Annotated in this window: 17 protein-coding genes and 4 tRNA genes; 6 read left to right on the top strand and 15 right to left on the bottom strand. The window is 56.0% G+C overall.

Annotation, left to right across the window (positions count from 1 at the left end):
• Window positions 1-84 precede the first annotated feature (84 nt).
• The 14 genes from rpoC to D467_RS0111930 form a co-directional block, all read right to left on the bottom strand.
• Complete coding sequence (rpoC, locus tag D467_RS0111865) at window positions 85-4,299, bottom strand: DNA-directed RNA polymerase subunit beta' (protein ID WP_018917739.1); 4,215 nt, start codon at window positions 4,297-4,299, stop codon at window positions 85-87.
• A 10-nt stretch (window positions 4,300-4,309) separates the two neighbouring features.
• Entirely contained in the window at window positions 4,310-8,386 is a 4,077-nt protein-coding gene (gene rpoB / locus D467_RS0111870; RefSeq protein ID WP_018917740.1) for a DNA-directed RNA polymerase subunit beta, read from the bottom strand.
• Between the two features lie 257 nt (window positions 8,387-8,643).
• Window positions 8,644-9,015, bottom strand: a complete 372-nt coding sequence (gene rplL, locus D467_RS0111875; RefSeq protein ID WP_018917741.1) for a 50S ribosomal protein L7/L12 — start codon at window positions 9,013-9,015, stop codon at window positions 8,644-8,646.
• A 111-nt stretch (window positions 9,016-9,126) separates the two neighbouring features.
• Window positions 9,127-9,630 (bottom strand): 50S ribosomal protein L10, encoded by a 504-nt coding sequence (rplJ, locus tag D467_RS0111880; RefSeq protein ID WP_018917742.1) that lies wholly within the window; start codon window positions 9,628-9,630, stop codon window positions 9,127-9,129.
• A 304-nt stretch (window positions 9,631-9,934) separates the two neighbouring features.
• Window positions 9,935-10,627, bottom strand: a complete 693-nt coding sequence (rplA, locus tag D467_RS0111885) for a 50S ribosomal protein L1 (protein WP_018917743.1) — start codon at window positions 10,625-10,627, stop codon at window positions 9,935-9,937.
• A gap of 2 nt (window positions 10,628-10,629) precedes the next feature.
• Window positions 10,630-11,061 (bottom strand): 50S ribosomal protein L11, encoded by a 432-nt coding sequence (gene rplK / locus D467_RS0111890; RefSeq protein ID WP_018917744.1) that lies wholly within the window; start codon window positions 11,059-11,061, stop codon window positions 10,630-10,632.
• 117 nt (window positions 11,062-11,178) lie between these two features.
• Complete coding sequence (gene nusG, locus D467_RS0111895) at window positions 11,179-11,712, bottom strand: transcription termination/antitermination protein NusG (protein WP_018917745.1); 534 nt, start codon at window positions 11,710-11,712, stop codon at window positions 11,179-11,181.
• Window positions 11,713-11,720: 8 nt separating this feature from the next.
• Window positions 11,721-12,104 (bottom strand): preprotein translocase subunit SecE, encoded by a 384-nt coding sequence (gene secE / locus D467_RS0111900; protein ID WP_018917746.1) that lies wholly within the window; start codon window positions 12,102-12,104, stop codon window positions 11,721-11,723.
• Between the two features lie 71 nt (window positions 12,105-12,175).
• A tRNA-Trp gene (locus D467_RS0111905) sits at window positions 12,176-12,251 on the bottom strand.
• Window positions 12,252-12,408: 157 nt separating this feature from the next.
• Window positions 12,409-12,483 (bottom strand) — tRNA-Thr (locus D467_RS0111910).
• A gap of 14 nt (window positions 12,484-12,497) precedes the next feature.
• Window positions 12,498-12,571: transfer RNA gene (locus tag D467_RS0111915), tRNA-Gly, on the bottom strand.
• Between the two features lie 104 nt (window positions 12,572-12,675).
• Window positions 12,676-12,759 (bottom strand) — tRNA-Tyr (locus D467_RS0111920).
• A gap of 118 nt (window positions 12,760-12,877) precedes the next feature.
• Window positions 12,878-13,717 carry a type III pantothenate kinase gene (locus tag D467_RS0111925; RefSeq protein ID WP_018917747.1) on the bottom strand — a complete coding sequence of 280 codons (840 nt, stop codon included), beginning with the start codon at window positions 13,715-13,717 and terminating at the stop codon, window positions 12,878-12,880.
• Window positions 13,714-14,697: a biotin--[acetyl-CoA-carboxylase] ligase gene (locus tag D467_RS0111930; protein ID WP_018917748.1), complete on the bottom strand. Its 984-nt coding sequence runs from the start codon at window positions 14,695-14,697 to the stop codon at window positions 13,714-13,716. Before D467_RS0111930 ends, D467_RS0111925 begins: the two co-directional genes overlap by 4 nt.
• Before the next feature lie 163 nt (window positions 14,698-14,860).
• Between D467_RS0111930 and typA the strand changes: the two genes are divergently transcribed.
• From typA to D467_RS0111960, 6 genes are all read left to right on the top strand, one after another.
• Window positions 14,861-16,687: a translational GTPase TypA gene (typA, locus tag D467_RS0111935; protein WP_018917749.1), complete on the top strand. Its 1,827-nt coding sequence runs from the start codon at window positions 14,861-14,863 to the stop codon at window positions 16,685-16,687.
• Window positions 16,688-17,017: 330 nt separating this feature from the next.
• Window positions 17,018-18,463: a sodium-dependent transporter gene (locus D467_RS0111940; RefSeq protein ID WP_018917750.1), complete on the top strand. Its 1,446-nt coding sequence runs from the start codon at window positions 17,018-17,020 to the stop codon at window positions 18,461-18,463.
• A gap of 48 nt (window positions 18,464-18,511) precedes the next feature.
• Window positions 18,512-19,282 carry an ABC transporter ATP-binding protein gene (locus D467_RS0111945; RefSeq protein WP_018917751.1) on the top strand — a complete coding sequence of 257 codons (771 nt, stop codon included), beginning with the start codon at window positions 18,512-18,514 and terminating at the stop codon, window positions 19,280-19,282.
• 68 nt (window positions 19,283-19,350) lie between these two features.
• The gene (locus D467_RS0111950; protein ID WP_026285738.1) at window positions 19,351-20,076 is read left to right on the top strand and encodes an ABC transporter ATP-binding protein; all 726 of its coding nucleotides are present in this window, start codon (window positions 19,351-19,353) and stop codon (window positions 20,074-20,076) included.
• A gap of 13 nt (window positions 20,077-20,089) precedes the next feature.
• On the top strand, window positions 20,090-21,094 hold the full coding sequence (locus D467_RS0111955; RefSeq protein WP_018917753.1) for a branched-chain amino acid ABC transporter permease: 1,005 nt from the start codon (window positions 20,090-20,092) through the stop codon (window positions 21,092-21,094).
• Complete coding sequence (locus D467_RS0111960) at window positions 21,094-22,419, top strand: branched-chain amino acid ABC transporter permease (protein ID WP_018917754.1); 1,326 nt, start codon at window positions 21,094-21,096, stop codon at window positions 22,417-22,419. Before D467_RS0111955 ends, D467_RS0111960 begins: the two co-directional genes overlap by 1 nt.
• Before the next feature lie 103 nt (window positions 22,420-22,522).
• Here the strand turns inward: D467_RS0111960 and D467_RS0111965 are convergent, their stop codons facing one another.
• Window positions 22,523-23,734 carry an ABC transporter substrate-binding protein gene (locus D467_RS0111965; protein ID WP_026285739.1) on the bottom strand — a complete coding sequence of 404 codons (1,212 nt, stop codon included), beginning with the start codon at window positions 23,732-23,734 and terminating at the stop codon, window positions 22,523-22,525.
• Window positions 23,735-23,811 lie beyond the last annotated feature (77 nt).

The following is a 23,811-nucleotide window of genomic DNA, read 5'->3' on the forward strand; positions in this document are numbered from 1 at the left end:
CCTAGGCGCCGTCAAGTCTTGCCGGCGGTTTAACCGGCAAGTTAACGGCTCTAGGATCAGATACTCATTTTTTACTACTCGGTTTTAGAGCTCGTCGTCAGAATCAAGCGCTGTCAACTGTGCTCCAAGCTCCTGCTCTACCTCAGTCGCTGAGGGATTGAACAGGCGCTCAACGTCTTCGCGTTTGCGGCGACGTTCAGCGTGGTGAGTCAGACCGGTACCTGCCGGAATCAGACGCCCAACTACCACGTTTTCTTTCAGGCCGCGCAGATAATCGCGCTTGCCGGTGACTGCCGCTTCGGTCAGTACGCGGGTTGTCTCCTGGAAGGAGGCCGCAGAGATGAACGACTCGGTCGCCAGACTGGCCTTGGTAATACCCAGCAGCAGACGCTGATACTTAGCCGGGAACTTACCTTCTTTCTCGAGACGGGCATTTTGCTCCAACACGCGCACAAGCTCAGCCTGGTCGCCAGTGATGAAGTCAGAATCGCCCGAATCGGCAATTTCTACTTTGCGCAGCATCTGACGCACAATAACTTCGATGTGCTTATCGTTGATGCCAACACCCTGCAGACGGTAAACGTCCTGCACTTCGGCCGTAATATACTTGGCAAGTTCCGCCACACCCAGCAGACGCAGGATATCGTGCGGGTTGCTCGGGCCATCGGAGATGACTTCACCCTTCTCAACCGCTTCACCTTCGAACACGGCGATTTGACGCCATTTCGGGATCAGCGCTTCAAACGGATCGCCAGACTCCGGAGTAATCGTTAAACGACGCTTACCTTTGGTCTCTTTACCGAAGCTGATAACACCGCTGATTTCAGCCAGGATCGCTGATTCTTTCGGCTTACGCGCTTCGAACAGGTCGGCAACGCGCGGCAGACCACCGGTGATATCTTTGTTACCTGATGCTTCAACCGGAATACGGGCAACAACCTCACCCACACCGATAGTGGAACCATCATCTACAGAGATAATGGAGTTACCCGGCAACAGGTATTGCACTGGCGTGTTCGAGCCGGAAACCGACACGTACTCACCGGCGGCGTCCTGCAGCATTACCATCGGACGCTTGTCGCGGCCAGCCATCGGGCGGGCGGCGGACTCAATAACCTCGATAGAAGAAAGACCGGTCATCTCGTCGACTGTGCGGTGCATGGTGACACCTTCGTCAAGGTCGATGAACTGCGCCTTACCCTCTACCTCAGCAATGATCGGGTGGGTGTGCGGATCCCACTTGGCTACCATCGCACCGGCGTCGACGACATCGCCGTCACGTACGGAAAGCTCGGCGCCATAAGGCAGCTTGTAGTACTCACGCTCACGGCCGTGATCGTCAGCAACCGCCAGGGCGCTGGAACGCGATACGACGACCAGTTTGCCGTCAGCACGCTCTACGTGCTTGATGTTGTGCAGACGAACCTTACCGCCGTGCTTGACCTGTACGCTATCCACGGCTGATGAACGCGATGCCGCGCCACCGATGTGGAAGGTACGCATGGTCAGCTGGGTACCCGGCTCACCGATCGACTGCGCGGCGATAACACCGACAGATTCACCGATGTTGACCTGGTGGCCGCGGGCAAGATCACGTCCATAACAGGACGAACACACGCCGTGTGGCGTATCACAGGTAATGGTTGAGCGTACGATAATCTCATCCACACCCATGGTGTCGAGCTCAGCACACCATTTCTCGTCAAGCAGCGTACCGCGCGGAATCAAGACCTCCTCGGTACCCGGGTCAACAACGTCCAGTGCAACCACACGACCCAGTACACGCTGTGACAGCGGTACGATGATGTCGCCACCCTCGATGATCGGGTGCAGGGTCAGACCGTTTTCAGTACCACAGTCGACCTCGGTGATGACCAGATCCTGGGCCACGTCTACCAGACGACGGGTCAGGTAACCGGAGTTAGCCGTTTTCAGGGCCGTATCCGCCAGACCTTTACGCGCGCCGTGGGTCGAGATGAAGTACTGAAGTACGTTCAGACCTTCACGGAAGTTGGCCACGATCGGCGTTTCGATGATCGAGCCATCCGGCTTGGCCATCAGGCCACGCATACCGGCAAGCTGACGGATCTGAGCGGCACTACCACGGGCACCGGAGTCGGCCATGATAAAGACGCTGTTGAACGAATCCTGCTCAACCTCGTTACCATCGCGATCGATAACGGTCTCTTTCGAGATACCCACCATCATCGCCTTGGCGACTTTATCGTTGGCCTTGGACCAGATATCGATAACCTTGTTGTACTTCTCGCCCGCTGTTACCAGGCCAGAAGAGAACTGGTCTTCGATCTCTTTAACTTCGGCTTCAGCCGCATCGACGATTTCAGTTTTGGCATCCGGGATAACGAAGTCGTTAACACCGATGGAGGCGCCCGACCAAGTTGCCAGGCGGAAACCGGTATACATCAGCTGGTCAGCGAAGATAACCGTCGGCTTGAGGCCTGAGCGGCGATACACTTCGTTGATCAGGCCGGAAATCGCCTTTTTCTTCATCGGCTGGTCGATCAGCGGGAACGGCACGCCTTCCGGCAGAATGCGGAACAGCATGGCGCGCCCAACCGTCGTTTTATACAGGCGACGATGGTAAGACTTGGCACCGGTCTCTTCTTCGATATCCACTTCGTCCAGACGCACGGTAATGCGGGCATGAAGCGATACAGACTGAGTTCCGAAGGCGCGCTCAACCTCATTGAGGTCAGAGAACACCATGCCTTCGCCTTTGGCGTTGATCTTTTCGCGGGTCATGTAGTAAAGACCCAGAACAACGTCCTGCGACGGTACGATGATCGGCTCGCCGTTAGCGGGCGACAGCACGTTGTTGGTCGCCATCATCAGCGCACGGGCTTCAAGCTGGGCTTCCAGGGTCAGCGGTACGTGTACCGCCATCTGGTCACCGTCGAAGTCGGCGTTGTAGGCCGCACACACCAGCGGGTGCAGCTGGATCGCCTTACCTTCGATCAGCAGCGGCTCAAACGCCTGGATACCCAGACGGTGAAGCGTCGGTGCACGGTTAAGCAGTACCGGGTGTTCGCGGATAACATCAGCCAGGATGTCCCACACTTCCGGAAGCTCCCGCTCAACCATTTTCTTCGCGGCTTTAATCGTTGAGGCGAAGCCCAGCGACTGAAGCTTGGAGTAGATAAACGGCTTGAATAGCTCCAGCGCCATTTTCTTCGGCAGACCACACTGGTGCAGGCGCAGGGTTGGACCCACGGTAATCACCGAACGGCCCGAGTAATCGACGCGCTTACCCAACAAGTTCTGACGGAAACGACCCTGCTTACCTTTGATCATGTCGGCGAGCGATTTCAGCGGGCGCTTGTTGGAGCCCGTGATCGCGCGGCCACGACGACCGTTGTCAAGCAGTGCATCGACCGCTTCCTGAAGCATACGCTTCTCGTTGCGCACGATAATGTCCGGCGCATTAAGGTCGAGCAGACGCTTCAGGCGGTTGTTACGGTTGATCACACGACGGTAAAGGTCGTTAAGATCGGAGGTCGCGAAGCGGCCGCCGTCCAGCGGTACCAGCGGACGTAAATCCGGCGGCAGGACAGGCAGCACTTCCATGACCATCCACGCCGGCGCATTGCCGGAGTGGTAAAACGCTTCAAGCAGCTTCAAACGCTTGGAAAGCTTCTTGATCTTGGTTTCAGAGTTGGTCTGCGGAATTTCTTCACGCAGGGTATTAATCTCTTCTTCAAGATCGATATCTTTGAGCAATTCCTGCACCGCTTCGGCGCCCATGCGGGCATCAAAGTCGTCGCCGAACTCTTCAAGGGCTTCGAAGTACTGCTCATCGTTCAGGAGCTGACCACGCTCAAGCGTGGTCATGCCTGGATCGATAACCACGAAGCTCTCAAAGTACAGCACGCGTTCGATATCACGCAGGGTCATATCGAGGAACATGCCGATACGCGACGGCAATGATTTCAGAAACCAGATGTGGGCAACCGGCGAGGCCAGCTCAATGTGACCCATGCGCTCACGGCGCACGGCTGCCTTGGTGACTTCAACGCCACACTTTTCACAAATGATGCCGCGGTGCTTCATGCGCTTGTACTTACCGCACAAGCACTCGTAATCCTTTACCGGGCCAAAAATCTTGGCGCAGAACAGACCGTCCCGCTCCGGTTTAAAGGTACGGTAGTTGATGGTCTCAGGCTTCTTCACCTCGCCAAACGACCAGGAGCGAATCATGTCCGGCGACGCCAGAGTAATCTTGATCGCGTCAAACTCTTCGGACTGAGATTGCGATTTGAGTACTTTCACCAAATCTTTCATAGCACGGCTCCTAGCTCTCTAACTCGATATCGATGCCCAGCGAGCGGATTTCCTTCACGAGTACATTGAAGGATTCCGGCATGCCTGCCTGCATGGTGTGGTCGCCATCCACGATGTTTTTATACATCTTGGTGCGGCCTTCGACGTCGTCCGATTTGACGGTGAGCATCTCTTGCAGGGTGTAGGCCGCGCCATAGGCTTCCAGCGCCCACACTTCCATCTCACCAAAGCGCTGACCACCGAACTGTGCTTTACCACCCAAGGGCTGCTGGGTAACCAGCGAGTAAGAGCCGGTAGAACGAGCGTGCATCTTGTCGTCTACCAGGTGGTTCAGTTTCAGCATGTACATGTAGCCGACGGTCACCGGGCGATCAAACGCATCACCGGTACGGCCATCGTGCAGTTTCATCTGACCTGACTCAGGAATGTCCGCAAGCTTCAGCAGGTGTTTGATTTCGTGCTCTTTGGCACCATCAAATACCGGCGTGGCCATGGGCACACCGCCTTTAAGGTTCTTGGCCAGCGCAATGACTTCGTCATCACTGAGCGAGTCCAGATCTTCAGCGCGAGCACCCGGCGTGTTGTACACCTGACCCAGGAAGTCACGAATCTCGGCAACCTGCTGGCCACGTGCATCGCGCAGCATAGCGTCAATCTTGACACCCAGACCACGTGCCGCCATACCCAGGTGGGTTTCCAGAATCTGACCCACGTTCATACGCGACGGTACACCCAGCGGGTTAAGTACCACGTCGACCGGCTCGCCCTTCTCGTCGAACGGCATGTCTTCGATCGGCATGATCGCGGAGATAACACCTTTGTTACCGTGACGACCGGCCATCTTGTCGCCTGGCTGGATGCGACGCTTGACCGCCATGTAAACCTTGACGATTTTGAGAACGCCAGGCGCCAGATCATCGCCCTGGGTCAACTTGCGTTTCTTGTCTTCGAAACGCTCATCCATCTCTTTACGACGGTTTTCCAGCTGCTCGTCGGCCTGGGCCAGAAGCTCATTGTAGGACTCATCCTGCATGCGCAGTTTGAACCACTGCTGACGCGGCAGCTCGTCGAGGTAAGCCTCGTCCAGCACGTCGCCTTTCTTGAGGTTCGGGCCGCCGTTAACGGCTTGGCCATCCAGCGTACGCTGCAGACGCTCAAACGTTGCATCTTCAGCAATACGGTAGGTTTCCTGCAGGTCCTTACGCACTTCATCCAGCTGCATTTGCTCGATGGAGAGCGCACGTGAATCTTTTTCCACGCCGTCGCGAGTGAACACCTGAACGTCGATAACCGTACCTTTCATGCCCGTAGGAGCACGCAGGGAGGTATCTTTAACATCAGACGCCTTCTCACCGAAGATCGCACGCAGCAGCTTCTCTTCTGGCGTCAGCTGGGTTTCGCCCTTCGGCGTTACCTTGCCGACCAGAATGTCGCCCGGGCCAACTTCAGCACCGATGTAAACAACGCCCGCCTCGTCCAATTTGCCCAGTGCGGATTCACCGACATTGGGAATATCAGAGGTGATCTCTTCCGGCCCCAGCTTGGTGTCGCGAGACACACAGGTCAGTTCCTGGATGTGGATCGTGGTGAAACGGTCTTCTTGAACCACCCGCTCAGACAGCAGGATGGAGTCCTCGAAGTTGTAGCCGTTCCAAGGCATGAACGCGATGCGCATGTTCTGACCGAGTGCCAGATCACCCATATCGACAGACGGGCCGTCGGCGAGAATATCGCCACGCGCAACGCTGTCACCAGGACGCACGATGGGGCGCTGGTTCATACAGGTGTTTTGGTTCGAACGGGTGTACTTGGTCAGGTTGTAGATATCAACGCCGGCTTCACCGCCGATGATCTCATCTTCGCTAACCCGTACTACCACACGACGTGCATCTACCGAGTCGATAACACCGCCACGACGCGCCACGGCACATACGCCGGAGTCACGTGCCACGAAACGCTCCATGCCGGTACCCACAAGCGGCTTGTCAGCACGCAGAGTAGGAACGGCCTGACGCTGCATGTTCGCACCCATCAAGGCGCGGTTAGCATCATCGTGCTCCAGGAACGGAATCAGGGCAGCCGCCACCGATACAACCTGACGCGGAGAAACGTCCATCAGCGTCACTTGCTCAGGACGCATGAAGGTGGTTTCACCACGGTGACGTACCTGAACCAGGTCGTCAGAAAGCTTGTTGGACTCATCCACAGCAGCAGATGCCTGGGCGATAACAAAGTCGCCCTCTTCGATCGCTGACAGGTGAACGATATCGTCAGTTACCTGACCGGCATTAACCTTACGGTACGGCGTTTCAAGGAAGCCGTAGCTGTTGGTGTGACTGTAAGTGGCCAGCGAGTTGATCAGACCGATGTTCGGGCCTTCAGGTGTCTCGATGGGGCACAGACGGCCGTAGTGCGTGGCGTGTACGTCGCGCACCTCAAAGCCAGCGCGCTCACGGGTCAAACCACCCGGGCCGAGTGCAGACACACGACGCTTGTGGGTAACTTCCGAAAGCGGGTTGTTCTGGTCCATAAACTGGGACAGCTGGCTTGAACCGAAGAACTCTTTCACCGCCGCCGCCACTGGCTTGGCGTTGATCAGATCTTGCGGCATCAGGCCTTCGCTTTCCGCCATGGAAAGACGCTCTTTGACCGCACGCTCAACACGCACCAGACCTACACGGAACTGGTTTTCGGCCATTTCGCCTACACAGCGAATACGACGGTTGCCCAGGTGATCGATATCGTCAACGTCACCAAAGCCGTTACGAATATTGATCAGCTCGCGCAGTACGTCGAGAATGTCTTTGCGGTCCAGCACGCCGGAACCCGTGTCGGCTTCGCGACGCAGACGACGGTTGAACTTCATGCGGCCCACACCTGAAAGATCGTAGCGATCTTCAGTAAAGAACAGGTTGTGGAACAGCGTTTCAGCCGACTCTTTAGTGGGCGGCTCGCCGGGACGCATCATGCGGTAAATTTCAACCAGCGCTTCCAACGCCGATCCGGTCGTATCCAACTTCAAGGTGTCGGAAATGAACGAGCCGCAATCCAGGTCGTTGGTATAAAGCGTTTCAATGCGCGTGATACCGCCCTGAGCCATACGCTCAAGCACTTCAGGGGTAATTTCAGTATTACACGGGCAGATCAGCTCGCCAGTCTTGGTATCCACTTGATCGTGGGCCAGCGTTTTGCCGAACAGGTACTCCATCGGCACGTCCAGACGCTCAAGGCCAGCTTTTTCAAGCTGACGAATGTGCTTCTGGGTGATCCGACGACCTTCTTCAACAATCAGCTCACCGTTGCCATCTTTAATGTCAAAGGTGGCGGTTTCACCGCGCAGGCGCGACGGCACCAGCTCCACAGAGAAACCGGATTTCTCGATGTGGAACACGCTAGTGTCGAAGAATTCACTAAGGATCTCTTCAGTGCTCATGCCCAGCGCACGCATCAGTACCGAAGCCGGCAGTTTACGGCGACGGTCAATACGCACGAATACGTTGTCTTTCGGGTCGAACTCAAAGTCCAACCAGGAGCCACGGTAAGGAATTACGCGGGCAGAGTAGAGCAACTTGCCTGAGGAGTGGCTCTTACCTTTGTCGTGATCGAAGAACACACCGGGCGAGCGGTGGAGCTGGGAAACGATAACCCGCTCAGTACCGTTGATCACAAAGGTACCGTTCTCAGTCATCAGGGGGATTTCCCCCATGTAGACTTCTTGCTCTTTAATATCCTTGATTGCCTTGTTCGAGGAATCGCGATCATAAATGATCAAGCGAACCTTGACGCGCAGCGGGGCGGAATACGTCACGCCGCGCAGCTGACACTCCTTAACATCGAACGCCGGCGTGCCAAAACGGTAGCTAACGTACTCAAGTGCTGCGTTACCCGAGAAACTCTCAATCGGAAACACGGACTTGAACGCCGCATGCAGGCCAACTTCGTGACGCTCGTCAGGCGAACGATCTTGCTGGAGAAAGTCGTAATAGGAATCAAGCTGGATGGCCAGCAAGTAAGGCACATCCATCACTTGGGGCAGTTTGCCGAAATCCTTGCGGATGCGTTTTTTCTCAGTATATGAGTAAGCCATCTGTATTCCCCAGCTTGTTCACCATGGGTGACCGATGCGTGGTCATCGCTGCCCTGCGCGGGCGTGTCAGACGCAGACAGCAAGCTCCTAAATCGGTAGCTCGCCGTCGAAAATCTTGATCGATAACAGTATTACAACAACGGTATTACTGTGTTTCTGTAACAACCTATAAGTTGCAACAGAAAAAGGCCGGCAGCGGGAAAACCCGCCGCCAGCCGTGGAAGCTTACGCAGCGCGTAAAGCCGTCAGCACAAGGATTACTTGAGCTCGACGCTTGCGCCCGCTTCTTCCAGCTTCGCTTTTGCTGCTTCTGCGTCGTCTTTGGACATGGCTTCTTTGATAGTTGCCGGAGCGCCGTCAACAGCGCCTTTAGCTTCTTTCAGGCCAAGACCAGTGATTTCACGAACGGCTTTGATGACGTTAACTTTCTTGTCACCAGCAGAGGTCAGAACCAGGTCAAACTCGGTTTGCTCTTCTGCAGCAGCTTCGCCGCCACCAGCCGGGCCAGCCATAACAGCTGCAGCAGCTGATACGCCGAATTTCTCTTCCATTGCTTCGATCAGCTCAACAACTTCCATTACGGACATGTCGGCTACAGCATTGATGATATCGTCTTTAGACAGTGCCATTTTTCATTCCTAACTTTGCGGGAGTCTCGGTCGGCCGAGGACTCAGGATTCATTGCTCGGTTCAGGCAACGCAATCGACATAGCGTTCACGCCGCCTGCAAAAAGGTCTGCTTACGCAGCTTCTTCTTGCTTCTGATCGCGCAGAGCGGCCAGGGTACGAACCAGCTTGCCAGCGGAGGCTTCTTTCATTACCGACATCAACTTGGCAATTGCTTCGTTGTAAGTCGGTAGGGTTGCCAGACGGTCGATGTCAGCAGCCGGGATCAGTTCGCCTTCGTAGGCCAACGCCTTCACTTCGAAGTTCTGCTCAGTTTTAGCAAACTCTTTGAACAAGCGAGCGGCAGCGCCCGGATGATCAGTAGAGAAAGCCAACAGAGTCGGACCAACAAAGCTCTCGTTCAGACACTCCCACTGAGTGCCCTCGAGGGCGCGGCGAGCCAGCGTGTTGCGAACAACGCGCAGCTCTACACCATTCTCACGTGCCTGCTTACGCAGATCGGTCATTTTACCGACCGTTACACCGCGAGAATCGGCAACTACGACGGAGAGTGCGCCCTTGGCCGCTTCACTGACCTCGGCAACAATCGCTTTCTTGCCTTCAAGTGCTAGTGGCACAGTGATCACTCCTTCGTGCCGAAACCTTTTCAAGGCTTCGGAGGTTACCATCTCTTCCAGGCCTGATATAACCAGCGCTGGAAGCCTTAGGGGATGGTGCTCACCAGAAAGCGAAGTCGCTAAAAAAGCTACAACCAACTGGCGGCCACACCATCTGCGCAGGCGCTTTAGGCAATTAAGCCGCGTTGAGATGAGACATCCAGCGCGGCACCTGCGGTCTTTGACGGTGCTCTGGCAGGTTTACCTAACCAGAGGACCGCAAAGTTCTTGCTCGGTTCTTACTTAAAACCTGTCGACGACCTGCTTATACCAGCGCAGAGTGGTCGATAGTCAGACCTGGGCCCATGGTAGTGGACAGGGTGACTTTCTTAAAGTAAATACCTTTAGAGGAGCTCGGCTTGAGCCTCTTAAGGTCAGCAACCAGCGCTTCCAGGTTACCCTGAACGGCGGCCGCATCAAACGTCACTTTACCCAGCGTAGTGTGGATAATGCCGTTTTTGTCAGTACGGAAGCGTACCTGACCAGCTTTGGCGTTTTTGACAGCAGTTGCAACGTCAGGCGTTACGGTGCCGACTTTCGGGTTAGGCATCAGGCCACGCGGACCCAGAATCTGGCCCAGCTGACCGACAACGCGCATAGCATCCGGAGAAGCGATAACGACGTCAAAGTCCATCACGCCCTTCTTCACTTGCTCAGCCAGATCTTCCATACCCACGATGTCAGCGCCTGCTTCTTTAGCAGCATCGGCGTTAGCACCTTGAGTGAAGACCGCTACGCGTACGTCTTTACCGGTGCCGTTAGGCATGACGGTAGCGCCACGTACAACCTGGTCAGATTTACGCGGATCAACACCCAGGTTGATCGCAACGTCAACAGACTCGTTGAATTTAACGGTAGACAGCTCAGCAAGCAGTGCAACCGCTTCTTCCAGAGAGTAAGCCTTGTTGGCATCTACTTTCTCGCGAATTACCTTCGCGCGCTTAGACAGTTTAGCCATGATCAGAGACCCTCCACGTTAAGGCCCATGCTACGAGCGCTGCCTGCAATAGTACGTACGGCGGCATCGAGATCAGAAGCCGTCAGATCCGGCTCTTTAGTCTTGGCGATCTCTTCAAGCTGCTCGCGAGTCACGGTGCCGACCTTCTTCTTGTTCGGCTCGCCAGAACCCGACTTGATACCAGCGGCTTTTTTCAGCAGCACGGCAGCAGGCGGAGTTTTGGTAACGAACGTGAAGCTACGGTCAGAGTAGACAGTGATCACGACAGGCGTCGGCAGGCCCGGCTCAATTTCTTGAGTCGCGGCGTTGAACGCCTTACAGAATTCCATGATGTTCACGCCGTGCTGACCCAGCGCGGGGCCTACGGGCGGACTTGGATTGGCTTTACCTGCAGCTACCTGCAGTTTGATGTAAGCCTGGACTTTCTTGGCCATGGTAAATACTCCAATTGGGTAATAGCGCCTTGCGGCTCCCCGGGACTAACGAGACAGCCATAGGCTGCCTCTTGCGAATATACGGCGCCATTAGCGCCCTACTCTTAATTTGCGAGTTTACTCTTTTTCAACCTGAGAAAACTCTAGCTCGACAGGCGTGGCACGCCCAAAGATCAATACGCTGACCTGCAAACGGCTCTTATCGTAGTTGACTTCCTCAACCACACCGTTGAAGTCAGCGAACGGACCATCGATAACACGCACCGACTGACCCGGCTCAAACATTGTTTTGGGCCGCGGCTTGTCGGTTCCGTCTTTAACGCGGCGCAAAATAGCGTCCGCTTCACGGGTCGTGATCGCAGCCGGTTTTTCTTTAGTTCCGCCAATGAAGCCCATTACACGCGGGGTTTCATTAACGAGGTGCCATGTTTCGTCGACCATCTCCATCTCGACCAGTACATAGCCAGGATAGAATTTACGCTCACTCTTGCGGCGTTTACCGTCGCGCATCTCAACGACTTCTTCCGTCGGCACCAGAATCTCGCCAAAACGATCTTCCATACCGTGCATTTTCACACGCTCGATCAGCGAGCGCATAACATGCTTTTCAAAACCGGAATAGGCGTGGACGACGTACCAACGTTTGGACATGAAAACTCCTAACCAATGACGCCGGACATTGCCCAGCCAAGAAGAGTATCGATCAACCACAGCATCAAACCCACCACAACAACAGCCACCAAGACAATCGCGGTGGTTTGAATTGTTTCGGGGCGGGTCGGCCATACAACGCGCTGAATCTCTTTCTTGGCGCTAACGGCAAGCTCTGTCAGGTCGCGACCTTTGGCAGTGGTAAGTGCGATCAAACCAGCAAGCGCACATAAAACCACTACACCCAACACGCGGTAGAGCAGACCAGTATCGGCGAAATAGGTATTACCAACGACAGCAACGACAAGCAGCGCTATAACCGCCGCCCACTTGAGCCCGTCATGGCGCGCCTGTTGCACCTCGGTACCGTGCTTTACAGAACCAGGCTTCATAAAACGAGACTCCTTAGGGTGCGGCTACAATAAAGGAATTCTGGAAAATCACATGCCAACCTGGGGAAGGTTGGCAGGCCAGGAGGGACTCGAACCCCCAACCTGCGGTTTTGGAGACCGCTGCTCTGCCAATTGAGCCACTGGCCTGTATCATCCTGCGCATAGGCACTCACTACCACCTACACAACAGCGGGCGCCATGGTAGCGGAAATAAACCCACCTGACAACCCTTTCCTCTACACCAAGCCCGAAGACATAAATGTAGAGACAAAAAAAGCGAGCTTCGCTCGCTTTTCTCGCAATATGGAGCTCATGGACGGAATTGAACCGTCGACCTCACCCTTACCAAGGGTGTGCTCTACCCCTGAGCTACATGAGCCAAAACACATCAACTGGAGCGGGCGGCGGGAATCGAACCCGCACCATCAGCTTGGAAGGCTGAGGTTCTACCGTTGAACTACGCCCGCGTAACTGCTGCCAGGATTACAAGCCGCCGCACGCCGAACGATAGACAATGCCCACTACCGGCTTTCATCCTACAACACCGACCAAAATCGCTGCTGCTTAAATCTGGTGGAGAGAGAAGGATTCGAACCTTCGAAGCTTACGCGGCAGATTTACAGTCTGCTCCCTTTGGCCACTCGGGAATCTCTCCAGCTTTGGCGGCACATTATGCCAGCCTCCAAAACACTGTCAAGCTAGATATTACTTAATTTATCGTAGCTTGCGATGCTTGCGCATCTGTTTGCTGCCTTGGAACGCGCTGCATTCTGTCAAAGCAGCATTGAGAATGCAAGTCCTGCGCGAATTTTTTCTAATGATACCGGCTCAGGGACTTTCGGCGCCCCGGACATTTTGCCCGCGCGCTCGGCAAACGTTAGCGGGTAACAGGCTTCAAGCCCGCCATATACCATATCGGGCCACACCGCGTGTGGCACCTGCACGCCTCGCGATACCACTCGAGCGTCCCCCCCGGTAAGCAGCATGGGCAGTGATATGCCCTGCTGGTCGCACACCTCGCTGTAAATACGGTTGATGGCGCTGACAGCTGCCATAAAAATACCGTGATTGACCGCATCCACCGTGCGCCGCCCAGGCTCCAGCAAAGCATCCGCCTCGCTTTCCGGGTCGATGGCTACGTTTCGCGTGCCCAGCTTCAAGCTTTCTTTCATCAGGCGCAGCCCGGGGATAATGAAGCCCCCCAGGTGCACACCTCCGGGCAATACGAAATCGATGGTGATTGCGCTACCGCAATCTACCGCACAGCAGCCACCGGCCAACTGATATCCGGCCAGCGCCCCCATCCAACGATCCACCCCTAAACGACCAGGCTCGTCGTACCCGTTAACCACGCCCAGGGCTTCCGGCAAGGAGCGGGCCACAAATACGTGGCGCACCTGACGGCGCAGCAAGGTGACCGTTTCATCGAGTACCGCAGCGCGGGCAACGCTTGATATACGTACCGCCTCGACGACATCGAGATCAGGAATATCCGCCCCAGGACGCCACTCCTCGCGGGTCCATACCGCCCCCCGCGAGCGTATTTCACTACTTTCGGCATCCTTGAGTCGCCATTTCGACAAGGTGTTACCGATATCCAAATCCAGAATCATAAGCGCCTGCGTACGCTGATCTCACCGCCTACCAAGCGCCGCGAGTGACCATTTTCAGTAACCCATAAGTTACCGCTCTCATCTACGTCGCCTGCGATCGCATCGCTTGCGCGCTCCCCTTGAATAATACGTACGGGCATTCCCGCATAGGCGTGCCGCTTGTTCCACTCATCACGCCAGGCGCCAAAACCAACCTGCTCGAAGTCTGCCAGCATGCTTAAAAGCCCAGCGACGACGTCCGAAGCTAGCTGGTTACGCGAAAGCCCCGCGTGCATATCAAACAGTGCAGCTACCGGCTGGTCAATGGCTGCGCGCTGGGATTCGGAGAGTGAGAGGTTCATACCCATGCCAATGACCACTTCACAAGGGCCTGCGGCATCACCGGTCACTTCAATCAAAATACCCGCCAACTTGCCCAGCTCATCACCTTTTTCAGCCAGCAAAATATCGTTGGGCCACTTAAGCTTTGGCGCACTACCCAGTTGCTCAAGCACTTGGGATACCACCACACCAACCGCGAGACTTAGCCCTTCCAGAGACGCCACGCCTGCGTCGAAGCGCCAACCCAGCGAGAGCATTAGGCTTTGTCCCCAAGGCGTTGTCCACACCCGCCCACGCCGCCCACGTCCGGCGGTTTGCAGTTCAACCAGACATACTTCGCCGTGACCCGCGCCCTGATTAAACCGCTGCCGTAAATACTCGTTGCTTGAGGGTAGCTGGTCCTCAACAAACAGCCGCGTCAGCAAATGGCGCGCTTGAGCGGGCAGCCGCTCGACGATTTTGGCGCCCTCCAGCGGTTCCAACCGAGTGGCCAAGCGGTAGCCCTTACCCTTCACTGCCACTACATCCACGCCAAGCGCATCCAATTTTTTCAGCTGTTTCCATACGGCAGCCCGTGAAACGCCTAGCGCTTCACCTAATTGCTCACCAGAGTGAACGTTGCCATCGCTCAACAAACGCATCAGGTTACCGATGGTCATGTGCCTGCCCCAACTGGGAAAACGCCTATCTTAACGGATGCACCGCAGAGGCGAAAACTGCCGCGTTTGGGTTATTGACTTGACGCTTTATTTGAGACAAGGCTGGTAGTCGACCACACCGAGACCCTATAATGCCGCCCTATTTTCCCAGCAGGATCGCGTCGTGATCGAGAATCTTCGTAACATTGCCATCATCGCCCACGTTGACCACGGCAAAACTACCTTGGTAGACAAGCTGTTAAGTCAATCAGGCACACTAGACCGCAAGGCCGAAGGCCAAGAGCGGATTATGGACTCTAATGACCAGGAGAAAGAGCGCGGTATTACTATCCTGGCCAAAAACACGGCCATTCAGTGGCAAGATGGCAATGGTACGGGCTACCACATCAATATCGTTGACACCCCTGGGCACGCTGACTTCGGTGGTGAAGTTGAGCGCGTAATGTCCATGGTCGATTCGGTTCTGCTGCTGGTCGATGCGGTTGACGGCCCGATGCCGCAAACCCGCTTTGTTACCCAGAAAGCCTTCTCCCAGGGCCTTAAGCCGATCGTCGTCGTTAACAAGATCGACCGTCCCGGCGCACGTCCTGACTGGGTTATCGACCAGATTTTTGATCTGTTTGACAACCTGGGCGCCACCGACGAGCAGCTTGATTTCCCGATCATCTACTGTTCAGCGCTCAACGGCATTGCCGGCATGGACCCTGAAGAGCTTGCCGACAACATGGACCCGATGTTCCAGGCCATCGTTGATATCGTTGAGCCGCCGAAAGTCGAAATCGATGGTCCTTTCCAGATGCAGATTTCCGCACTGGACTACAACAGCTACGTAGGTGTTATCGGTCTTGGCCGTATCAAACGCGGTAGCGTTAAGCCGGGCCAGCAGATCAGCGTTATCACTAAAGAAGGTGAGACGCGCAAGGGCAAGATCGGCCAGGTCATGACTCACATGGGTCTTGAGCGCGTACAAACCAACGAAGCTACTGCAGGCGACATCGTTTGCGTTACCGGCATCGATAAGCTGGCGATTTCCGACACGCTATGTGACGTCAACACGGTCGAGGCGCTGCCGCCGCTATCCGTTGACGAACCGACCGTTTCGATGACGTTCCAGGTCAATGACTCCCCGTTCGCAGGTAAAGACGGCAAGTACGTTACCAGCCGTAATATTAAAGATCGCCTGGAACAAGAGCTGATCCACAACGTGGCACTGCGCGTTGAAGAAGGCGAAACGCCGGAGAAATTCAAGGTTTCTGGCCGTGGCGAGCTTCACCTGTCGGTACTGATCGAAACCATGCGTCGTGAAGGCTTTGAGCTGGCCGTTGGCCGTCCCGAAGTTATCATCAAAGAGATCGACGGCGAGAAGCAGGAGCCCTACGAAGAAGTCATCATCGACTGTGAAGAGCAGCACCAGGGCTCGATCATGGAAGAGCTTGGCTACCGTAAGGGTGAGCTTTCCAACATGAACCCGGATGGTAAAGGCCGTGTTCGTCTGGACTTCATTATTCCTGCGCGTGGTTTGATCGGCTTCCGTGGTCAGTTCCTGACCCTGACGTCCGGCACCGGCATCCTGACCAGCCGCTTTGATCACTACGGCCCGCTGAAGCCCGATGCATCTATCGAGCGTCGTAACGGCGTACTGGTCTCCATGGTTGGTGGCAAGGCCCTGGCCTATGCCCTGTACGCTCTGCAGGAGCGCGGTAAGCTGATCATCGATCACGCCACCGAAGTCTACGAAGGCATGCTGATTGGTATTAACAACCGTGCCAACGACATGGTAGTTAACCCGACCAAGGGTAAAAAACTCGATAACATGCGCTCAACCGGTAACGATGAAAACATCGTTCTGACGCCACCCATCAAGTTCACCCTGGAACAGGCCATCGAATTCCTGGATTCCGATGAGCTGGTTGAAGTGACGCCGAGCCATATCCGCCTGCGTAAGAAGCATCTGACCGAGAACGAGCGCAAGCGCGCTGGCAAGAAGTAAGCTCTCAAGACCGGCTCTTGAAGCCAGCTCTTAAGCAAGCCCCTAAAGCCCGCCTCGTGCGGGCTTTATTGTGAGTGAGCCATGCGCTTTTGCGTTCACCTGTGTGTTATTCCGCTCATTTTGTCTTAGCCCTGCCCTTCACTTGGTTTTCATAGCGCCGCCAAGTGCTTCGATAAACGCAGCCTAAACGCTAGCATACTGGAAAGCCGACGCGTTCTATCGCAAAGTAGCATTAATCTCGGCGCGGCCACGGCCTACTGGCAGCCTATAATTCATACAGGTGTTTGGATATTTACCCCCGTCCAGTCACCCGCATAGGGACACTCTTACATGAGCGGTCACAACGTATGGACGCATAAGGGTACTTTTTTACTAGCAGCGGTAGGCTCTGCGGTGGGTTTGGGCAACCTTTGGCGCTTTCCCTATCTAGTGGGTGAATACGGCGGCGGGGCATTTATTCTGGTCTATGCGCTGACCATCTTTGCGGTAGGCATACCGATTTTAATTGCCGAAATCATGCTGGGCCGCACCAGCCGCCAAAGCCCGATCATGGGCATGCGGCATTTGACCAAGACACACCATACATCGCGCGCCTGGGAATCGATTGGCTGGCTGGGCGCCCTAGCCGCCTTTTTAATCCTAAGCTTCTATTCGGTGATTGCTGGCTGGGCGATTCATTACACTTGGCTAATGCTGACCGGCTCCCTGGTGGACGCCGACGCACAAACCATTAGCGACGGCTTTGCCTTTCTGCTGAGTTCGCCAGGCTTGATGACCGTTTATCACACGCTGTTTATCGTCGTCTCGGGGCTGATTGTAGCCCTGGGTATTCATACCGGCATCGAATCGGGACTACGCATCATGATGCCCGCTCTGTTTATCATTTTATTGGTCGTGCTGGCTTATAGCGTGATTCACGGTGATATTGCGGCTGCCGCAGACTTTTTGCTTACCTTCAATCTTGCCAGCTTAAGTATCGAAGGCTGGCTGCAGGCCATGGGCCAATCGTTTTTTACGCTTAGCCTGGGTATGGGCGCCATCATGGCTTACGGCGCGTATATGACCAGCGAGGTATCCCTCACCCGCACCGCGATTGCCATTGCGGTTATCGACACCCTGGTGGCCATGGTAGCTGGGCTTGCGATCTTTGCTCTCGTGTTTGGCGCCGGCCTGGATATCGCTCAAGGGCCGGGGTTGATGTTTGTCACGCTGCCGCTGGCTTTTGCCGAGATGCCTATGGGCGCGCTGGTTGGCGGGGTGTTCTTTATTCTGGTTTTAGGCGCGGCGATCAGCTCGTCGATATCGCTGATTGAGCCGGTGGCCGCTTACTTGGTTGAGCGCTTTGATATGACCCGGCCACAGGCCGTGGCCATCCTGGTGGTAGCTGCCTGGGCCGTGGGCCTGCTTACCGTGGTGAGCTTTAATATCTGGGCGGAAGGCACGTTCTTCCATGCACTTTGGGGACGTAGCGCGTTTGAGCTTATTGAGCTTTTGACCAATGTCCTTATGCCCTTGGGTGGGCTTATGATTGCCCTCTTTGCTGGCTGGGCGCTCACCCAAACGGAAGTTAAAAAGGAACTCGACACCACTGCGATGTGGTTCGCCATGTGGCGGTTTCTGGTGCGCTTTATTAGCCCGGCGGCGGTAGCGTATGTGCTATTGCGCAGCCTTCCCTTTATGGATGGTTATCTGCTCCCAGCGGTCGGCGCACTGCTGATCGTCGGCCTGTTTGCCGCAAACCAGCGATGGAAAGCCAAGCGTCGCCCACTCACATAACAACAGATAAGCCTTGGCAGTATCAGCTGCCTTTAGCGCGAGGATGCGATGACACCCCTTATTGAAGTTCAACACGTCAATAAAGCCTTTGGTGGCCTGCACGTTATCAACGACTGCTCAATTAGCGTCGAAAAAGGCTCAATCACCGGCATGATTGGCCCCAACGGTGCGGGCAAATCGACACTTTTTAACCTCATTGCCGGAGCGCTGACCCCGGACAGTGGCCGCGTTTTGCTCGACGGTGAAGATATTACCGCTCTGAGTGCCGATCAACGATTCCACAAAGGGCTTTTACGCACGTTCCAGATCGCGCATGAATTCAGCCAGATGAGCGCGCTGGAAAATCTGATGATGGTGCCGCCCCGTCAGGCGGGCGAAAGCCTCTTCAGCACGTGGTTCAAGCCAGGCCAGGTGCGTGAGCAGGAAGCCGAGGTACGAAGACGCGCCCTTGAGGTGATCGAATTCGTCGGTCTTCACCATGTGCGCAATGAGCTTGCCGGCAACCTTTCCGGCGGTCAGAAAAAGCTTTTAGAGCTTGGCCGCACCATGATGACCGAAGCCAAAGTGGTCCTGCTGGATGAAATCGCCGCAGGCGTTAACCGCACCCTGCTGGGCGACTTGATTGGCAATATCGAACGCTTGAATCGGGAGATGGGCTACACCTTCCTGGTTATCGAGCACGACATGGAGATGATCGCCCGTCTTTGCGACCCCGTCATCGTGCTGGCCCAGGGCAGCGTGATGGTCGAGGGCCATATTGAAGATATTCAAAATAACCCCGAGGTAATCGAAGCCTACTTTGGCACTGATGCTGCCTAGCCAGGCGCCTTGCAAGCAAGAACTACGACAACATGTCGCTTAAAAGCGACGCTGCGAGACTCTTTTTTATGTCATTAGCTACATCACCAACGCCCCTGCTCGAAGCGCGCGACGTGCACGGTGGGTATGGCAGCATGAACATTCTTAACGGGGTGAACATGACGCTTAACGCCAACCAAGTGGGGGTAATTGTTGGCCCTAACGGAGCCGGCAAGTCCACTATGCTAAAAGCCGTGTTTGGGCTACTGCACGTTAACCAGGGCGAGATCCTGTTGAACGGCCAGCCGATCCATAACCTGCCGCCCAACAAGCTGGTGGAACGGGGCATGGGCTTTGTACCCCAGGAAAAAAACGTCTTCCCAAGTCTTACGGTAAAAGAAAACCTGGAAATGGGTGCCTATCTCAAGCCCCAAAACGTTAAGCGCATGCTTGAGCAGGTGTACGCCTTTTTCCCACCGTTGGTGGAAAAGCGCCATCAGCCAGCGGGCGAGCTCTCCGGCGGCCAGCGTCAAATGGTGGCCATGGGCCGGGCGCTAATGGCCGAGCCAAGCCTTTTGCTGCTTGATGAGCCTACCGCCGGGCTATCGCCGCTTTACATGAACGAGATTTTTGATCGTGTTAAGCAAATCAATGCCGCTGGGGTGGGGATTTTAATGGTCGAGCAGAACGCCAAACAGGCGCTGGCCATTGCCGATAAAGGCTTTGTACTGGCCGCGGGTCAAAACCGCTTCACTGATACGGGGGCAGCGCTGCTTGCCGACCCCGATGTCGCCAAAAGCTTTTTGGGCGGCTAGCCCGGGGGAAAACATGAACGAACTGGTCTTTTTTATCAATAACGTGGTTATTGCCGGCAGCGTTACCGGCTCGATTTATGCCATTGGCGCCATCGGCGTAACGTTGATTTTCAGCATTATGCGCTTTGCCCATTTTGCCCATGCCGACATGATGACCTTCGGCGCGTTTATGGTGCTGCTGCTGACCACGCTCTTCCCCGCCGCCGGGGCGAGCATCGGTGTACCTACCGCGCTTATCATGCTCCCTCTAGCGATGGTGCTAACCGCCGCACTGGCGGTGGGGATCGATAAGGCGTTTTACAAACCGCTACGCGCGCATGGCGTTAAGCCCATCGTGCTGGTGATTGGCTCATTAGGGGTCACCCTGATGCTGCAAGGGCTTATCCGGCTGTTTTCAGGCACCGGCGGCCAGAGTCTGTATGTGGATGACCGTAAGGAAATCTTCCGCCTGGCGCTGCCCTTTGAAGGGGTTCGTGCGCCGATCGTGATTACCGAACCGCAGCTGTATCTTTTCGTGATCACGCTGGTCGCCGTGGTGGCACTGCATATATTTCTTAACCGCTCGCGGCTGGGCAAAGCCATGCGGGCGATGTCGGATAACCCCGAGCTTGCCCAGGCCTCGGGTATCAACACCAACACCATCGTAGCGGTCACCTGGGTGATTGCGGGCGGTTTAGCCGCGATTGCGGGCACGCTGCTCTCGCTGGATGTGACCTTCAAGCCCGACCTGAGCTTCTTCCTGCTGCTGCCGATCTTTGCCGCGGCGATCGTCGGCGGGGTCGGTCATCCCTACGGCGCTATCGCGGGTGGCTTTGTGGTGGGCTTTGCCGAAACCCTGGCGGTGTTTAACTGGAACGTATTGCTGCGCCCCTTCCGCGATAGCCTGCCCGCTTGGCTGGAGCTTCCCTCCAATTTGGCCTTCGTGGGTACCGAGTACAAGATTGTGGTGCCGTTTTTCATTCTGGTGGCCATTCTGGTGTGGCGTCCTACCGGCCTCTTTAAAGGCAAGGTGATCTAATGAGCAATTCAACAGAAACCCGCGACCCGACCTATACGCCGCGTGACGCCACGCCTGCACGGCGCTTTCCCGTGCGCGAGGTCGTACTCTTTGGTGCGCTCTTGGGCGCCATTCTGGCGGTTTATGCCCTGATGGGTGCGGCCTACAGCACACGCATGCTGGTAGAAGCAGCTTGCTACGCCATTCTGGCGCTGGGCCTGACCATTCAATGGGGTTACGCCGGGCAGTTCAATGCCGGGGTGATGGGCTTTGTGGCCCTCGGCGGCTTTTGCGCCATGCTGTTCAGCGTGCCGGTCAACGATGCCTTCTGGGGCACTGAGCTTCCCGGTGAGCTTGGCCGCGTGCTGCTCTACGGCGTGGCTGCCATCTTTTTAGTGGTAGGCGCCAGCCGGCTTGACCGTCTGGGCGTGCCCAAAAAGCTGCGCACTCTGATTACCATAGTGCTGGCGCTTGTGCTGTATCTGGTGATTATCAGCCAGCTGCGCGAGGTAACCAGCCAGATTCAGTCCCAGGCCGGGTTTGTGGGCGGTTTTGGCCTGCCCGCCTGGGTGGGTTGGATTGTTGGCGGGGCGCTGGCCGGCGGGGTGGGCTATTTTATCGGCCACGTATGTCTGGGGCTACGCAGCGACTATCTAGCGATTGCCACGCTGGGTATCGCCGAAATCATCAAGGCGTTCTTGAAAAACTCCGACTGGCTGACCCGTGGTACCGCCACCGTGTCGCCGCTACCCTGGCCAACACCCGGCCCGGCGGAGCTTGGCTTTACCCTTTCCCGCGCGGTATATCTTTCGATCACGGCGGTGGTAATTGCGGTGATCTTCTTTCTGCTGCACCGCGCCTATCACGCACCCTGGGGGCGGATGATCCGGGCGATCCGCGACAACGAAATATCCGCCGCGGCCATGGGTAAGGACATCAACAAGCGCCGCCTGGAGATCTTCGTGCTCGGCTGTATTCTGATGGGCCTGGGCGGCGGCATGCTGGGCACCTTTAACAGTCTGTTTGACCCTCAAGGCTATCTGCCGCTTAACCATACTTTCCTGGTACTGGTCATGGTAATTCTGGGCGGCCCCGGTAATAACCTGGGCACCATCTTTGGCGCCGTGGCGGTGTATATCATCTGGATCATGTCGGAGCCGTTGGCGCTATTTTTAATGCAGCTGGCCGTAAGCTTTGGTGAAGGAGCATTCGGCTGGGACGCCCCCAACAACATGGACAGCCGAGCGCTTCAGGCACGGGTACTGGTCATCGGCATGCTGATCACACTGGTGCTGCGCTTTGCGCCCAAGGGGCTACTGCCGGAAAAGATCGCCCATCACGGTTGATTAAGTGATCTCGCGCGTCGCACGTTAGTGTCTTTGCAAACAAAAGCCCCGATCAATGATCGGGGCTTTCAGGTTTAGATAAGCGTTTTACGTCAGGCAATTCCTACAGATCAACCTGCCCCTTGCTGGTAAAGGTGCCGTTTTCGACCGCCATTTCTACAACCACACCGGGCACATCGCCATTTTCATCAAAATCGTGAGAGCCGGAGGCGCCTTCGTAGTTGATCTCGGTGCCAGCGGCAATCAGCTCGACCGCTTTCTCCCACTCGCCGGGCAGGATCACCTCGCCTGGGGCGCTGGAAACGCTGCGCAGCGCATCGACCAGGCCTTCACGCTCGGCGCTGCCGTTCTGTTCAATAGCCAGCGCCAGCAGGAAGGCGGCGTCATACGCCTGGGCGGCGAAGACTGCGCTTGGGTCAAAGCCTGCGGCTTCAGCGGCATCGTTGAAAATCGGCGTGCCGGGAAGATCCGGGCTGCCTGGGCGGGTCGCGATCATGCCATCGAGCACATCAGCCCCGATCGCTTCGATCAGGCTGTCGCCTACCATGCCGTCGGCGCCCACATACTGGGTAAACATGCCGCTTTCATAGGCCTGACGGAGTACCGTCTGGCCAGACGTATCGGCATAGGCGAGCACTACCAGCGTATCGACACCGCTTGCTGAGAGCGAACCCAGCTCGGAGCGGTAATCGGCGCGGTTATCTTCATGGGCAAGATTTTCGGCAACTTCGCCGCCGCCCGCTTCAAAGGCCGCGCTGAAGGCTTCGGAAAGGCCGCGACCGTAATCGTTATTGACGAAGGTCACGACGACAGCATCAATTCCCTTGTCCAGCAGCAGCTTGGCGAGTATTTCCCCCTGGAAAGCATCCGAGGGTACGGTACGAAATACCAGATCGTTGTCATCAAGCTCGGTAACTGCCGGCGCTGTGGAAGCAGGCGAGACCATGACTACGCCGCCTGGGATAGCGGCATTGTTGGCCGCGGCGATAGTCGCCCCGGTGCACAGCGCGCCGACAATTGCGGTCACCTGTTCGGAGTTAACCATGCGGTCAGCAGCGTTGGAGGCTGCCGAGGCGTCGGAGCAGGTGGTGTCGCCTGAAGGCATCACCAGCGTTTGCCCATCCAGGATGCCGCCCTGCTCGTTTACTTGTTGAACGGCAAGCTTCGCGCCTTCAAAAATAGGCGGCGTAAGACTTTCAATTCCCCCGGTAAAACCACCCAAGAAGCCAATTTTGACCTCCTGTGCCTGAGCCATCCCTGTCAAAGCAAGTGAAGAGGCCGCCACGGCGGTGGCTAGTGCGCGTTTATTGATCATATTGTTCGTCGCTCCCAGTAAGGTAAACATTTCCGCGCTAAGGCACGAAAACTTCCCTTAATCTGGAACCACCGCGC

This window comes from Vreelandella zhanjiangensis DSM 21076, assembly GCF_000377665.1.
Lineage (GTDB): Bacteria > Pseudomonadota > Gammaproteobacteria > Pseudomonadales > Halomonadaceae > Vreelandella > Vreelandella zhanjiangensis.

Coding starts and splice junctions, on each gene's coding strand:
- rpoC (WP_018917739.1), bottom strand. CDS start 4,299: ATGAAAGATTTGGTGAAAGTACTCAAATCGCAATCTCAGTCCGAAGAG.
- rpoB (WP_018917740.1), bottom strand. CDS start 8,386: ATGGCTTACTCATATACTGAGAAAAAACGCATCCGCAAGGATTTCGGC.
- rplL (WP_018917741.1), bottom strand. CDS start 9,015: ATGGCACTGTCTAAAGACGATATCATCAATGCTGTAGCCGACATGTCC.
- rplA (WP_018917743.1), bottom strand. CDS start 10,627: ATGGCTAAACTGTCTAAGCGCGCGAAGGTAATTCGCGAGAAAGTAGAT.
- rplK (WP_018917744.1), bottom strand. CDS start 11,061: ATGGCCAAGAAAGTCCAGGCTTACATCAAACTGCAGGTAGCTGCAGGT.
- nusG (WP_018917745.1), bottom strand. CDS start 11,712: ATGTCCAAACGTTGGTACGTCGTCCACGCCTATTCCGGTTTTGAAAAG.
- secE (WP_018917746.1), bottom strand. CDS start 12,104: ATGAAGCCTGGTTCTGTAAAGCACGGTACCGAGGTGCAACAGGCGCGC.
- D467_RS0111925 (WP_018917747.1), bottom strand. CDS start 13,717: ATGATTCTGGATTTGGATATCGGTAACACCTTGTCGAAATGGCGACTC.
- D467_RS0111930 (WP_018917748.1), bottom strand. CDS start 14,697: ATGACCATCGGTAACCTGATGCGTTTGTTGAGCGATGGCAACGTTCAC.
- D467_RS0111940 (WP_018917750.1), top strand. CDS start 17,018: ATGAGCGGTCACAACGTATGGACGCATAAGGGTACTTTTTTACTAGCA.
- D467_RS0111945 (WP_018917751.1), top strand. CDS start 18,512: ATGACACCCCTTATTGAAGTTCAACACGTCAATAAAGCCTTTGGTGGC.
- D467_RS0111950 (WP_026285738.1), top strand. CDS start 19,351: ATGTCATTAGCTACATCACCAACGCCCCTGCTCGAAGCGCGCGACGTG.
- D467_RS0111955 (WP_018917753.1), top strand. CDS start 20,090: ATGAACGAACTGGTCTTTTTTATCAATAACGTGGTTATTGCCGGCAGC.
- D467_RS0111960 (WP_018917754.1), top strand. CDS start 21,094: ATGAGCAATTCAACAGAAACCCGCGACCCGACCTATACGCCGCGTGAC.
- D467_RS0111965 (WP_026285739.1), bottom strand. CDS start 23,734: ATGATCAATAAACGCGCACTAGCCACCGCCGTGGCGGCCTCTTCACTT.